Here is a 12,951-nt window from a genome sequence, read left to right as displayed (position 1 = left end):
GATAAATTTATTTTTGATCCGGCGCACGACACCTCTATACTTCATTCCATCAGAGGCACATTGTTCCTTATATGGAACATTAAAAATGCCCGCCCGGTGGTGAAGAACGCGCGACGGCCGGCCGTCCCCCGCGCCCGCCGCCACGGCACGTTTCTCATCAGGTTTGGAGAGTCAGGAGATCAAATGGTCAAGCAAGCGGTAGCAGCAGCAATCATCGGAATGGGCGCGATGTCGGGCGCCTGGGCACAAAGCAGCGTGGTGCTGTACGGCAGCCTGGATGCCGGCGTCGCCTATGTGAACAACGTCGGCGGCCACGCGAAGTGGGCGATGATCCAGGGCAACACGCAACCCGACCGGTGGGGCCTGAAAGGCAAGGAAGACCTCGGCAGCGGCCTGTCGGCGATCTTCCAGCTCGAAAACGGCTTCTATACGAACAACGGCCAGTTCGCGACCGCGAACACGATCTGGAACCGCGCGGCCTTCGTCGGCCTCAGTTCCGACCGCTACGGCACGCTGACGCTCGGCCGCCAGACGCCGCTGACGTTCGACTATCTCGATCCGCTCAGCACCGCGTATCTCGCGCTGAGCTGGTATGCGTTCCATCCGGGCAACATCGACGGGCTCGCCGCGACCGGCAACGTGCCGTACAACAACGCGGTCAAGTACCGTTCGCCGAGCTTCGCCGGCTTCTCGGCCGCGGCGGCGATGGCGCTCGGCAACACGACGAACTTCTCGACCGGCAAGTCGGTCGGGGTCGCGCTGAACTACGCGAACGGACCGTTCAAGGCGTCGGCCGTCTACTCGAACGAGCACGACCGCGCGATCCTGATCAGCCAGACGGGTATCACGTCGTTCCAGGGGCAGAACACCGCGACCGGCTACATCGCGAACAAGGTCGAGAACATCGGCGCGGGCGCGTCCTACCAGATCGGCGACTTCCTCGTGCACGGCCTCTACACGCGCGTGAAGATGCAGTCGAACGGGTTTTCCGACACGTTCCAGAGCTACGACGCGGGCGTGAACTACCGCAGCAGCGCGTTCAACACGATCGCGGGCGGCGCGGCGACCACGACGCTGGCCGGCCGCCGCTGGACGCAGGTCGAGCTCGGCGACATCTATGCGCTGTCGAAGCGCACGCAGCTGTATGCGAACGTGCTGTACGAGCACGGTTCGGGCGGCGCGAAGGCCGCGTTCTTCACGGCCGGCGCGTCGAGCACCGCGAACCAGGTGATCGTGCTGACCGGCATCCATCACTCGTTCTGAGCGGCGGCGGGCGGATGCGCCCGACGGCGGAAACGAAAAGAGCAGCCTGCGGGCTGCTCTTTTTTTGACTACTTGCGACAGGCTACTGACGAAGCCGCGCGACGCGGCTCATGCCGCGAATCAGAACATCGCGACGCGATGGCGCGCGTGCGCGAACGTCGGGTCGCTTTCGAGCGGCCGGTAGTTCAACCGCTGCGACAGGTCGACCGCCGCGCCGCATACCGCTTCGACGAGCCGTTCCTTCTCGCCGGCCTCGCCGATTTCCGAGCGCGGCACCGTCGCGGTGATCGCCGCGACGATCGCGCCCGAATGGTCGCGCACGGGTGCCGTCACGGCAGAGATGCCGCTCTCGAACGCGGCTTCGCTGACCGCGTAGCCGAGCCGCGCGTAATGACGCACACGCTCGTACAGCTCGTCCACCGTGCCCGGCGTGCGCTCGGTGAACTGCTCGAGACGCTTCTCCGGATACAGCTGGCGCAGCGCGTCGCGCGTGAGGTCGCCCATCAGCACATGGCCGTGCACGGTCGCGTGCGCGGGCAGCCGCGTGCCGACGTGCACCTTCACCGAACCGAACATCGACGTGTTGCTCTGCGCCTTCGCGACGAACACGACATCGCGCTGGTCGCGGATCAGCAGGTGCGTCGACAGACCGGTCGCATCGCGCAATCGTTCGAGCACGGGCGTGCCGAGATCGGTCAGTTCCAGCGAATTCAGGTATTCGAAGCCGAGCCGCAGTACGCCGACGCCGAGCCGGAAATAACGGTCGCCGTTCACGCGCTCGAGAAAGCCGAGCGCTTCGAGCGTCTGCAGCAGGCGGAAGGTGGTCGTGCGCGGAATGCCGATGCGCTTCGACAGCTCGGGCGCGCCGAGCACCGGCTCGCGCGCGGAGAATTCGGCGAGGATCCGCAGCCCGCGCTCGAGGCCCGGCACCAGATACGACGACGCGCCGCCGGACGATTCGTCGTCGCCCGCGCCCTGCTTCGACGCGTCGTGGTCGACATCGTCGCCGGCTGTCGCGCGCGGCGCGCTTGCCGGCTTCGCCGGCGGTTTCGATGCGCCGCTCATCGTTGGATTGATCCTGTGCACATGGACGGAATGGAAGCGTTCACGAATGACCCGCAATGCTTGATTATGGAATTTCGACCGGACCGGATCAACACGATCCGGCGCAGGCGGCCGATGGCCCGGCGCGCCCGATCGGGTCGCCGGACTATCATATAGCCTGATGCGATCGAAAGGATAACAGCGATAGACAGGACTGCCCACCGGAACGTCGCCGTAGGCAAGGCGGGCCGCCGGCCCTGCTCATCCGCGATCGGGATGCCTCACGTGCGGTACCGGCCGGCACGATCACGGCCGATGTCCGACTAGAAAACGAAAGGGGGAAGAAACGCGAGGGAGCAAACGACCACACCGATCCGCGAGCGGGATCGGCGCGACGCGACGTCAGGCCGTCACGGCAGCGTCGTACTCGGCACGGGCGAGCTGGCCGGCGGCGTACGCGTCGGCTTCGCCGCGAAAGCCGTCCGTGCTGAATGCGACGACTTTCACACCGACACCCGACGCCCGCTTCACCGTCAGCGCCCATTGCCATCCGCCGTCTTGTTCGAAGACGTGCAGCGAGGGTTCGAGGGATGAGTCCAGTACGGTCACGGGTTATGCTCCTGCACTGCGCATCACGTCGGCGACGCGTCAGGCATGTCGAAAAAATGCGCCGGCGTCCGGCGCGTTTCAGCCATTCGACAGTCTAGTCAATGAATGTTGCGACGCACCATCAGGGCTTACACCTGCCTATCAGAACCGGGCGGTCAATCAAAACCACCTGAAACCCTTATGGGACGGGCCTCGCAGGCCGGTTCAAGCCGCCCCGGACACCTGAGTGCGGCAACGTGCCGCATCGACGGCGGCTTGCCTCGCCCGGATGAAAAACGGGGTGCGACCGGCACGCGTGCGCCGGACCACCGCGTTCGTCGGCCCGTGGCGTCCGCCGGTCGGCATCTCCGGCCGCTACCGGCCGCTTCCCGCCGACACCACCAGCCGGAACGTCAGGTTGACGCGCTCACCCTGCACGGCCGGCGCCTTCGGCACGCGGTGCTGCCATTCGGCCTGCGTGCGGCCGCGCATCACGAGCAGGCTGCCGTGTGTTAGCCGGTACGCGTGCACGACGCCGGTCGCACGATGACGCAGGTCGAACACGCGCATTGCGCCGAGGCTCACCGATGCGATAACCGGCGCGTCGCCGAGCTCCGGCTCGTTGTCGGCATGCCAGCCGAGACTGTCCTGCCCGTTGCGATACCGATTGAGCAGCACACTGTTGAATCGCGCGCCGCAGGTCGCCTCGACCGCGCGCTTCAGGTCGAGCACGGCCGGCGTCCACGGCGCGGGCACGTTGCGGATCCCCGAATACTCGTAGACGGCGTCGGGCTCGCCCTGCCACGCGGTGAGCCGCGGCAGCGGAATGCGACCGCGCGGCGTGCGGATCGTATCCTGCCGCCACGCGACCTCGTCGATCAGCGCGGCCAGCACGCGATCGGCGTCGGCCGGCGCGAGCCAGTCCGGGTACCAGTCCACGTCGGGCACGGGCGAATCGGCGAAAAGATCGGGCGTCGACATGTCGCGATCAGGCAGCAAATGAACGGTGCGGGGAAACCACGTCTGCATGGTAGCCAACGGCGACGCGCGCCGCCATGCGCTGTCATTCCGGCGCGCTAGAGGCCGCGGGTCAACCGGATCAGCGTGATCTCGGACGGCACGCCGAAGCGGTTCGGCGGCCCCCAGTAGCCGGTGCCGCGGCTGGTATAGAGCCACATCGTGCCGAACCGGTTCAGCCCGCCGATCACGGGCTGCTGCAGGCGCACGAACGGCGGCCACGGCAGGAACTGCCCGCCATGCGTATGGCCGGACAGTTGCACGGTGAAACCGGCGCGGCTCGCCGCTTCCGCGCTGCGCGGCTGGTGCGCGAGCAGGATCTTCGTGGCGACGTCGTGCGGCGCGCCCGCCAGCGCCTGCTCGGGATCGCTGCGATGCGCGGGATCGAACCCGCCCGCCGTGAAATCGGTGACGCCGGCGAGCACCGCGCGCGCACCGTCGTGTTCGATCAGCACGTGTTCGTTGAGCAGCACCGTCAACCCGATCCGCCGGAACTCGTCGATCCATGCGTGCGCGCCGGCGTAGTACTCGTGGTTGCCCGTCACGAGGAAGCTGCCGTGCCGCGACTGCATGCGGCCGAGCGGCGCCGTGTGTTCGCGCAGCCGCTTGACCGAGCCGTCGACCACGTCGCCCGTCACGACGACGAGATCGGCCTCGAGCGCATTGACCGCGCGCACGATCCGCTCGATATACGGGCGCTTGATCGTCGGCCCGACGTGAATGTCCGACAGTTGCACGATCGTCAGCCCGTTGAGCGCGGCCGGCAGCCCGTCGACCGGAATCGACACGCGCTTGACCGCCGCCGTACGGCGCGCGCCGACGAATCCGAGCGCGCTGACCAGCACCGCGCCCGCCAGCACGCCGAGCGCCGTGTCGGATGCCGCGCCGCTCCAGGCGCCGTCGTGCCCCAGATGCCGCCAGACGACGACGCCGAGCAGCACCAGCTCGCGCAGGAATGTCAGCACCAGCAGCGACGAGAAGAAACCCATCGCGATCGAACCCAGCCAGCCGACCAGCGTCGCGGCCCAGCCTTCGTCGAAGCGGCGCGAGAACATGCCGACCGGGATCAGCACGACGAAGCTCGCCAGCACGAGCGCCGCGATCGTGCGCGCGAGCGGCGACGCGAAGGCGTCGGGAATGATCCGCAGCCCGACATACAAATGGAACACCACGCCGATTGCGATGAACCGGACAAAGAAACTTCGCATGGAATACTCGTCCTCGTTGCGATACCGCTTCCGCGCCGCGCGTCGGACGGGACCGTGCCGTCAAGCCTCTTCACGCGTCGCGCTCTTCGCACGATGGTACACAGATACCGGCCGGCACGACGGTCACGGCCACGGCGGACGCACCGCGCGGCCCGAACGCGGATTCATCCGCGACTGCGCGTCAATTCCGCATTCGGCTCGCCGATTCCCGCTTCATCGGCAGACAAACGGCATCGGCCCGGTTTCGTCTGACGATCCTTTACAGTCCGTCAGCAACCCTGCCAGTGCATGCGCTGGCAGAATCGCGAACCGCCATCGATCGCACCGAAGCGCCCACCGGGCAGCCCCGTGCGTGCGGCAGGCACGCCGGGCATCGCTGGCGGTCCGCATCGCGCTGATTTATGATCGGCTCCGTATCGCGGAATCGTCGTCGCGACGACGAACCGCCTTGCGCCGCGCCCGGCATCCACCCCCAACGTCGAGCTCGTCACACCATGAGAAAAACAACGCCGCGCGCGCCGCTGCGTGTCGCCGCCGTCCTCGCGCCCGCCCTGCCGCTCGCGGGCTGCACGTCGCGCGGCGCACCGTCGTACGTCCTGTTCGGCGCGTATTTCCCGCTCTGGCTCGTCAGCGCGATCGTCGGCATCGTCGGCGCGATCGTCGCGCACCGCGTGTTCGTCGCGACCGGCTGGGCCGCCACGGTGCCCTACCAGCTCGCCGTCTGCACCGCGATCGGGCTCGTGGTCGCCGTGATCGTGTGGCTCACCGGCACGGGGCCGTTCGCATGAAGGCCGCCGGCACCACCCGCCCGTCCACGAAAGGCCGCGTGATCGCACTGGCGATCGTCGCGCTCGGCATCGCGGCGCTCGCGTACGCGTACCACCGCACGACGGCCTACCCGTCCACCGACGACGCGTCGATCGACGCGGACGTCGTGCACGTCGCATCGCCCGTCGGCGGCCGCATCGTGCAGCTTGCCGTGCACGAGAACCAGCGCGTTGCAAAAGGCGACCTGCTGTATCAGATCGATCCGGTGCCGTACCGGCTGACGGTCGCGCAGGCGCAGGCCGACCTCGAACTCGCGCGCGCGTCGCTCGACACGCGCCGCCGGTCGCTGATCGGCGAGCGCTCGAACGCAGCCGTCGCCGCCGAGCAGGTCAAGCGCGCGTCGCAGAATCACGATCTCGCGACGCGCGACGTGAACCGGCTCGCGCCGCTCGCGGCGCAGGGCTACGTCAGCGCACAGCAGTTCGACCAGGCGAAGGTCCGGCAGCGCGACGCGGCCGTGTCGCTCGCGCAGGCGCAGGAACAGCAGCGAGCGTCCGCGCAGACGATCGGCGACGACGCCGACGCGATCGCCACGCTCCACGCACGCGAAGCCGCACTCGCCCGCGCGCAGCACGCGCTCGACGACACGGTGGTGCGCGCGCCACACGACGGGCTCGTGACGGGCCTGACCGTACTTGCCGGCGAAACCCTCGCGCCGAACCAGTCGATCTTCACGCTGATCGATGCGAGCGAATGGTTCGCCGTCGGCAATTTCCGCGAAACGTCGTTGAACCGCATCGCGGTCGGCGACTGCGCGACCGTCTATTCGATGATCGACCGCAGCCGGCCGCTGACGGGCAAGGTCGTCGGCATCGGCGCGGGCATCGCGGACAGCGACCGCATCAACCTGCCGCGCGCACTGCCGATCGTGCAGCGCTCGGTGAACTGGGTACATGTCGCGCAGCGCTTCCCGGTGCGTGTGAAGCTCGACGAACCCGACGGCAAGCTCGTGCGCGTCGGCGCGAGCGCGATCGTCGAGGTCCGGCATGGTTCAGCCTGCCGCTGAAGTCCGCGCCCCCGGCCCGCGCGAAGTCCTGCGACTGCTCGCGCCGTTTCCGGGGCGCGCCGCGATGGCCGCGCGGGTCGCGCTGATCTGCGCGCTCGTCGTGCTCGTGACGAGCGGCTACGGTACGCCGGAAGCCGCGATCTCCGCGTACGTCGTGTTCTTCCTGAACCGCGCCGACCGCGTGACGAGCGTCGTGCTCGCGGTCGCGATGCTGCTGCTCATCACGCTCGTGATCGCGCTCGTGATCGGCGTCGCGATCTTCAGCATCGACTATTCGGTGCTGCGCGTCGCGTGCATGGCCGTGCTGTCGGCCGGGTTGCTGTACCTCACGTCGGCGAGCAAGCTGCGCCCGGTCGGCGCGATCCTCGCGATGATCGTCGGCTTCGGGCTCGACCAGCTCGGCCTCGCGCCGGTCGGCGAAGCCGCGACGCGTGCGCTGCTCTACGCATGGCTGATGGTCGCGATTCCGGTCGGCGTCGCGATCGTCGTCAACCTGCTGATCGCGCCTTCGCCGCGCAAGCTCGCGCTCGCGCAGCTCGCGAAACGGCTGCGGCTCGCCGCGCAGCGGCTGCGCGGCGACGAGGACGCGCGCGCGGCCTTCGACGCGAGCCTGCGCGAAGGCGACAAGCAGCTGCTCACGTGGCTCAAGCTGTCGACGCTCGAAGGGTCGACGCCTGCCGCCGACGCACCCGCGATACGGCAAGCCATCGCGTCGAGCACCGCGCTGCTCGTCGCGGTCTCGCTCGCCGACCGCGAGCCGGACGCGCGACTGCCCGCCGCGTTCGCGCAACCGGCTGCGGCGACACTCGACGAGATGGCCGGCATCCTCGAGCAAGGCGGTTATCCGGTCGACGTGACGCTGGCGCTGCCGCCGGCCGATACGCTGCCGCCGCTCGCGCGCGTCGTCGCAGCCGATCTGCACACGGCCATCACGCAGTTCGCCGAGCCGGCCATACCTGCTGAATCCACTGCAGCGACTGCAACGGCCGCATCGGCCGCGGCTGCCGCACCGACGGCGGCTCCGCCCGACGCATCGGCTGCAACCGCCAACGCACCCGCCGCGCCGCGCGGCGGCTTCTTCCTGCCGGACGCGCGCACCAACCCCGACCACATCCGCTACGCGCTGAAGACGACCGTCGCGGCGATGTTCTGCTACCTGCTGTACTCGCAGCTCGACTGGTCGGGCATCCATACCTGCTTCATCACCTGCTACATGGTGTCGCTCGGCTCGACGGCCGAAACGGTCGAGAAGCTCACGCTGCGGATCGCCGGCTGCATCGTCGGCGCGCTGATCGGCACCGCGGCGCTCGTGTTCGTCGTGCCGGCGCTGTCGTCGATCGGCGAGCTGATGGCGCTCGTGTTCGTCGGCGCGTGGCTGTCCGCGTGGGTCGCGTTCGGTTCGCCGCGCATTGCGTACGCGGGCTTCCAGGTCGCGTTCGCGTTCTTCCTGTGCGTGATCCAGGGCGCGGGCCCCGGCTTCGACCTGACGCTCGCGCGCGATCGCACGATCGGCATCCTGCTCGGCAACGTCGTCGTGTATCTCGTGTTCACGCGCATCTGGCCCGTCAGCATCGGCAAGCAGATCGACGTCGCGTTCGCGGCGCTGCTCGATCAATGGCGCCGTATCGCGCAGGTCGTGCAGCCGGCCGAACGCCGCACGCTCGCCGCCGAAGCGTTCGCGCGCCACGGCGCGATCGCGCAGGAGCTGAGCCTGATCCATTACGAACCATCGTGGGTGCGGCCGGCCGCCACGTGGCTCGCCACCCGGCGACGCGCGCTCGCGGAGCTCGGCGCACTCGAAGGCCCGCTGTTCCTGCTCGCCGAGCGCACGCCGGGCGATGCGGCGATCGGCGCGCACCTCGCGCGCGTGGTCGAACTGCGCGACGACGCCCCGACTGCCGACGCCGCTTCGGCGCCGCCGTCGTCGACGGCAGGCGCGGCAGCCGTGCCGGCCCCGCCGCCGGCCGCCACTTCCACCGACCCTGCACGCGACGCGCTGCTGAACCTGATCGACACGCGGCTCGCGCACATCGCCGACGCCGCGCGTCCGGACACCCCGAAGGAGCCTGCCCCTCATGCGCGTCCCTGAACCGCCGGCCGCATCGATCGCCGCCGCCGCGCTTGCGACCGCCATCGCGCTGACCGGTTGCGCCACGTCGTCGGTCGATCTCGCGCCGCAGGCGCCCGACCGCCCGTGGCAGCCGCAAACGTCGGCCGCCGGCGACATCGTGCCGGCGCCACCGCTTGCATCCGCGCAACGTGCGCCGCACGACTACACGCTGCCGGCCTCGCCCGCGCTCGCATCGGTGTCGCCGCCGGCCGCGCTCGATGCCGCGCATCCATACACGCTGCCCGAGCTGATCGATCTCGCCGAATCGACGAACCCGCTGACCCGCATCGCGTGGAACGACGCGCGCAACGCGGCGCTCGCGGTCGGCATCGCGAAGGCCGCGTACCTGCCGAACCTGTCCGCGACCGCGATGGGCGCGTACCAGGCGAGTCACGGCTCGACGTCGACGATCCTCGGCGACTCGTCGAGCAACACGACCGTGCACGGCACGATCTCGGCGCTGTCGCTGCAATGGCTGCTGTTCGATTTCGGCGGCCGCGCCGCACGCGTCGAGGCGGCCGAGCAGGCGTCGGTCGCGTCGAACGTCGCGTTCACGGCCGTGCATCAGCAGGTGATCCACGACGTGACCGTCGCGTATTACCGTTACGAAGCCGCCCGCTCGCGCGCGGTCAGCGCGCAGCAGGGCCTGGCGAACGCGGACGCGATTCTCGCGGCGTCGCGCGCACGGCTCAGGCAAGGCGTCGGCACTGTCGTCGAACTCGCGCAGGCGACGCAGAATCGCGCACAGGCGAACCTCGCGCTGGTCCAGGCGAACGGCACGGAAAGCGACGGCTACCTCGCGCTGGTTTCCGCGCTCGGCATCTCGCCGCTGTCGAAACCGTCGATCGCCGCGCTGCCCAGGCGAGCGCTGCCGCCCGCGCTCGCGTCGTCGGTCGACGCGATCGTGTCGGACGCGATCGCGCGCCGCCCCGACCTGCAGGGCGCCTATGCGCTCGAGCAGGCCAACCGCGCGAAGATCAAGGCCGCTCAAGCCGCGTTCATGCCGAAGATCTTCCTGTCGGCGTCGACGTCCTACGCCAGCGGCGGCACGGCGATCACCGCGCTGCCCGCTATCGGCGACCAGGCTCCGACCGTGAACCTGAACGGCAGCCACTACGGCGGCGGCGTGTTCCTCGGCGTGACGATTCCGCTGTACGACGGCGGCCTGCGCTCGGCGGTGCTGACGCAGGCGCGCAACGATGCGCAGAGCGCATCCGCGCGCCTCACGCGGACCAAGGAGGAAGCCGTCCGCCAGGTCGTCGCCGCGCAGAACGCGGTGCAGACGAGCCTCGCGTCGCACGACGCGGCGAAGGCGCTCGTCGATGCCGCGCAGACGAGCTACGACGCGGCGCTGACCGCGTACCGCAACGGCGTCGGCTCGGTCACCGATGCAACGATCGCGCAAAGCCAGCTGCTCGCGGCCCGCAACGCGGAGGTCGACAGCTACGCCGGCGCGCTGTCGGCCGCCGCCGCGCTCGCGCTCGCGACGGGGACGATCGGCGCGTCGCAGTCACCGTCGCAGTGACCACCGGCCGGCCGCCAGACGGGTTGACGCCTGCGCGCGCGGCCCACTAGAATGCCGCCCATTCTTCCTTCAGGAACCATCGTGGACAGTTGCAGCACTCCGTTGCGTGCGCCGCTTGCCGCCTGAACGCCTGTCCGCCGCAGTTCTCCTGCCGCGGCTCGCGTTCCGCGAGCCCGCACGCCATCCGTTTCACATTGAATGACGCATCCGCGCGGTACAGTACCGCGCGATGACGGCCATCGTGCCGCGTTCGGCTTCGCGCCGCCGCGCCGCGGGCCGGCATGCGCACTTGGCACGGCAGGACCATCATGACTCTCGATTTCGCACTCCGTCTTTTCACTGCGTTCGCCTGCGGCGTCGCGATCGGCCTCGAACGCCAGATGCGGCAACGCACGGCGGGGCTGCGCACGATCACGCTCGTCGCGAGCGGCGCCTGCCTGTTCGTCACGCTCGGCGTGCTGACCGGCAACGGCGTGGCCGGCGTCACGCAGATCGCCGCTTACGTCGTGTCGGGCGTCGGCTTTCTCGGCGGCGGCGTGATCATGCGCGACAAGGGTTCGATCCAGGGCATCAACACGGCCGCGACGCTGTGGTGTTCGGCCGCCGTCGGCGTGCTGGCCGGCTCCGGCCACTACGTGCCGGCCCTGGCCGGCACGGGCGTCGTGCTGCTCACCAACACGGTGCTGCGCGGCGTCAGCCAGGCGATCAACGCGACACCCGTGTCGAATGCCGACCTCGTGCGCGAATACCAGATCACCGTGATCTGCCTCGCCGCCGACGAAGTACACATCCGCACGCTGCTGTCGAATGCGATGTATGCGAAACCGCTGTCGTTCCAGAGCCTGACGAGCGAGGACGTGCCCGAGCAGCCGGACCGATTGAAGGTGACCGCGACGCTGAAGCTGCATCCGAAGGATCAGCAGAAGCTCGAGCAGATCGCGAGCCGGATGAGCATGGAGAAGAGCATTTCCAGCGTGAGCTGGACCGCGAAGGAAGCGGAGCCGATGATGGAGTGAGCGCAAAGGCGGCCGGCTCGGCACGACCGCCGCGCCGCCGGTGCCACGTCAGGGCGTATCGATGAGCCCGGCCGAGATCGCCTTGACCACCGCCTGGACCTTGTTGGTCGCGGCGAGCTTCTCGAGGATGTTGTTCACGTGGAAGTTGACCGTGCGCTCCGAGATGCTGAGGATCTGGCCGATCTCGCACGCGGTCTTCCCTTCGGCCGTCCAGCACAGCACCTCGCGCTCGCGCGCGGTCAGCGTGACGCTCGCCTCGGGCGACAGCTTCGGCACCATGAAGCGGCTCATCAGCGAATGCGACAGGTTCGCGAGCCAGTTGGTCTGCAGCGTCAGCATGTTGATCTCGGCCGGCGTGAGCCGGTCCGCATGACGCGCGATGCTCAGCAGCCCGAACGCGCCGCGCGCCGCCCAGCTCGACTGCGCGACGCCCACCGACAGCCCGTGGTCGCGCGCGTCCCGCCACAGCGGACACGGATCGATCCGGTCGACGTCCGGCCAGACGATCATGTTGGTGCTGAGCACGCCGTCACGCACCGTCGAGTCGATCTCGATGTAGTTCTGCGCCTGGTAGTGGGCCATCCAGCCGTCCGGATAGGTATCGAAGATCGCGACGGCCGGCTTCGACACGGGCAACGGCACGCGAATGCCGTAACAGCAATATTCGAAGCCGAGGCGTTTAGAATAAGCGGCGATCCGCTGGAAGAGCTGCTGCTCGTCTTCCGCGGCGCTGAATTGTTGGTAGGCATCCTGCCAGCGCAGTTCCATTCATTCTCCGACAACGTTACGCTGTCATACCTGTCAGGTGCCAGCGCCGGTTCGGGGCTGATACATTCCGCGCATGACTTCACCTTTGTTGCACCCGGTCCGCGGCCCGTCTCCGGACGGCTACGTGCGCCTGTCCGAAAGCGCGCTGGCCGCGCTCGCGCTCGACCATGTCGCGAGCGGCCTCGATGCATCGCTGCTCGCGGAGCTGCGCGACAGCGCCGTCGACGCGCGCCTGGCCGGCTACACCGAATGGCACCGCCCGGCCAGTGCCGGCCTCGCGTACCTGACGGTCGGCTGGGACTGGTATCTCGAGCGCGCGACGGGCACGTTCGCGATCGCGGGCGGCGACGTCCGCAGCAACATCATGGCCGTCGACGCCACCGGCGCCGACCTCGGCATGTTCCGCACCGCCGCCGTGCTGGCCGCGCGGCTCGCACACATCGACTGGCCGGCCGCGGTTGCGTCGGCATTGCTCGGTCGCAACGACGTCTATCATGCCGGTCCCGTGCTCCAGTGACAACCGGCCGCGCTTTCGTCTGACATTTTCGCAAGACTGGCGCTCTTTATAAGCAAAAGCC

The 12,951-nt window shown here is 68.9% G+C and carries 12 protein-coding genes; 7 read left to right on the top strand and 5 right to left on the bottom strand.

Annotated features, from left to right (window positions below; genetic code table 11):
* Nucleotides 1-183 precede the first annotated feature (183 nt).
* Entirely contained in the window at nt 184-1,263 is a 1,080-nt protein-coding gene (locus U4012_RS17585; protein WP_044843170.1) for a porin, read from the top strand.
* A gap of 120 nt (nt 1,264-1,383) precedes the next feature.
* On the opposite strand, the gene U4012_RS17580 is transcribed toward U4012_RS17585, so the two are convergent.
* From U4012_RS17580 to U4012_RS17565, 4 genes are all read right to left on the bottom strand, one after another.
* Nucleotides 1,384-2,328, bottom strand: a complete 945-nt coding sequence (locus tag U4012_RS17580) for an IclR family transcriptional regulator (protein ID WP_124666746.1) — start codon at nt 2,326-2,328, stop codon at nt 1,384-1,386.
* Between the two features lie 381 nt (nt 2,329-2,709).
* Nucleotides 2,710-2,916 (bottom strand): hypothetical protein, encoded by a 207-nt coding sequence (locus U4012_RS17575; protein WP_044843168.1) that lies wholly within the window; start codon nt 2,914-2,916, stop codon nt 2,710-2,712.
* Between the two features lie 354 nt (nt 2,917-3,270).
* Nucleotides 3,271-3,876 carry an alpha-ketoglutarate-dependent dioxygenase AlkB gene (locus U4012_RS17570; RefSeq protein WP_321800340.1) on the bottom strand — a complete coding sequence of 202 codons (606 nt, stop codon included), beginning with the start codon at nt 3,874-3,876 and terminating at the stop codon, nt 3,271-3,273.
* A gap of 95 nt (nt 3,877-3,971) precedes the next feature.
* Nucleotides 3,972-5,120: a metallophosphoesterase gene (locus U4012_RS17565; RefSeq protein ID WP_321800338.1), complete on the bottom strand. Its 1,149-nt coding sequence runs from the start codon at nt 5,118-5,120 to the stop codon at nt 3,972-3,974.
* Nucleotides 5,121-5,614: 494 nt separating this feature from the next.
* Between U4012_RS17565 and U4012_RS17560 the strand changes: the two genes are divergently transcribed.
* From U4012_RS17560 to U4012_RS17540, 5 genes are all read left to right on the top strand, one after another.
* Entirely contained in the window at nt 5,615-5,908 is a 294-nt protein-coding gene (locus U4012_RS17560; protein ID WP_124488186.1) for a hypothetical protein, read from the top strand.
* On the top strand, nt 5,905-6,954 hold the full coding sequence (gene mdtN, locus U4012_RS17555) for a multidrug transporter subunit MdtN (RefSeq protein ID WP_321800335.1): 1,050 nt from the start codon (nt 5,905-5,907) through the stop codon (nt 6,952-6,954). The genes U4012_RS17560 and mdtN overlap by 4 nt, the downstream gene beginning before the upstream one ends.
* Entirely contained in the window at nt 6,935-9,043 is a 2,109-nt protein-coding gene (locus U4012_RS17550) for an FUSC family protein (RefSeq protein WP_321800333.1), read from the top strand. The genes mdtN and U4012_RS17550 overlap by 20 nt, the downstream gene beginning before the upstream one ends.
* Nucleotides 9,030-10,589, top strand: a complete 1,560-nt coding sequence (locus U4012_RS17545; protein WP_321800331.1) for a TolC family protein — start codon at nt 9,030-9,032, stop codon at nt 10,587-10,589. The genes U4012_RS17550 and U4012_RS17545 overlap by 14 nt, the downstream gene beginning before the upstream one ends.
* Nucleotides 10,590-10,897: 308 nt before the next feature.
* Entirely contained in the window at nt 10,898-11,605 is a 708-nt protein-coding gene (locus tag U4012_RS17540; protein WP_044843160.1) for an MgtC/SapB family protein, read from the top strand.
* 48 nt (nt 11,606-11,653) lie between these two features.
* Here U4012_RS17540 and U4012_RS17535 read toward each other — a convergent pair whose 3' ends face one another.
* Complete coding sequence (locus U4012_RS17535) at nt 11,654-12,373, bottom strand: autoinducer binding domain-containing protein (RefSeq protein ID WP_044843159.1); 720 nt, start codon at nt 12,371-12,373, stop codon at nt 11,654-11,656.
* A 73-nt stretch (nt 12,374-12,446) separates the two neighbouring features.
* On the opposite strand from U4012_RS17535, the gene U4012_RS17530 reads away from it, so the two are divergent.
* Entirely contained in the window at nt 12,447-12,890 is a 444-nt protein-coding gene (locus U4012_RS17530; RefSeq protein ID WP_044843158.1) for a DUF4902 domain-containing protein, read from the top strand.
* Nucleotides 12,891-12,951: the final 61 nt, after the last annotated feature.

This window comes from Burkholderia sp. BCC1988 (assembly GCF_905339895.1).
Taxonomy (GTDB): Bacteria; Pseudomonadota; Gammaproteobacteria; order Burkholderiales; family Burkholderiaceae; genus Burkholderia.
The sequence above is the reverse complement of the archived record's forward strand: the minus strand, read 5'-3'. Positions and strand labels throughout refer to the sequence as shown.

Coding starts and splice junctions, on each gene's coding strand:
- U4012_RS17550 (WP_321800333.1), top strand. CDS start 6,935: ATGGTTCAGCCTGCCGCTGAAGTCCGCGCCCCCGGCCCGCGCGAAGTC.
- U4012_RS17545 (WP_321800331.1), top strand. CDS start 9,030: ATGCGCGTCCCTGAACCGCCGGCCGCATCGATCGCCGCCGCCGCGCTT.
- U4012_RS17570 (WP_321800340.1), bottom strand. CDS start 3,876: ATGTCGACGCCCGATCTTTTCGCCGATTCGCCCGTGCCCGACGTGGAC.
- U4012_RS17560 (WP_124488186.1), top strand. CDS start 5,615: ATGAGAAAAACAACGCCGCGCGCGCCGCTGCGTGTCGCCGCCGTCCTC.
- U4012_RS17565 (WP_321800338.1), bottom strand. CDS start 5,120: ATGCGAAGTTTCTTTGTCCGGTTCATCGCAATCGGCGTGGTGTTCCAT.
- U4012_RS17540 (WP_044843160.1), top strand. CDS start 10,898: ATGACTCTCGATTTCGCACTCCGTCTTTTCACTGCGTTCGCCTGCGGC.
- mdtN (WP_321800335.1), top strand. CDS start 5,905: ATGAAGGCCGCCGGCACCACCCGCCCGTCCACGAAAGGCCGCGTGATC.
- U4012_RS17585 (WP_044843170.1), top strand. CDS start 184: ATGGTCAAGCAAGCGGTAGCAGCAGCAATCATCGGAATGGGCGCGATG.
- U4012_RS17530 (WP_044843158.1), top strand. CDS start 12,447: ATGACTTCACCTTTGTTGCACCCGGTCCGCGGCCCGTCTCCGGACGGC.
- U4012_RS17535 (WP_044843159.1), bottom strand. CDS start 12,373: ATGGAACTGCGCTGGCAGGATGCCTACCAACAATTCAGCGCCGCGGAA.
- U4012_RS17580 (WP_124666746.1), bottom strand. CDS start 2,328: ATGAGCGGCGCATCGAAACCGCCGGCGAAGCCGGCAAGCGCGCCGCGC.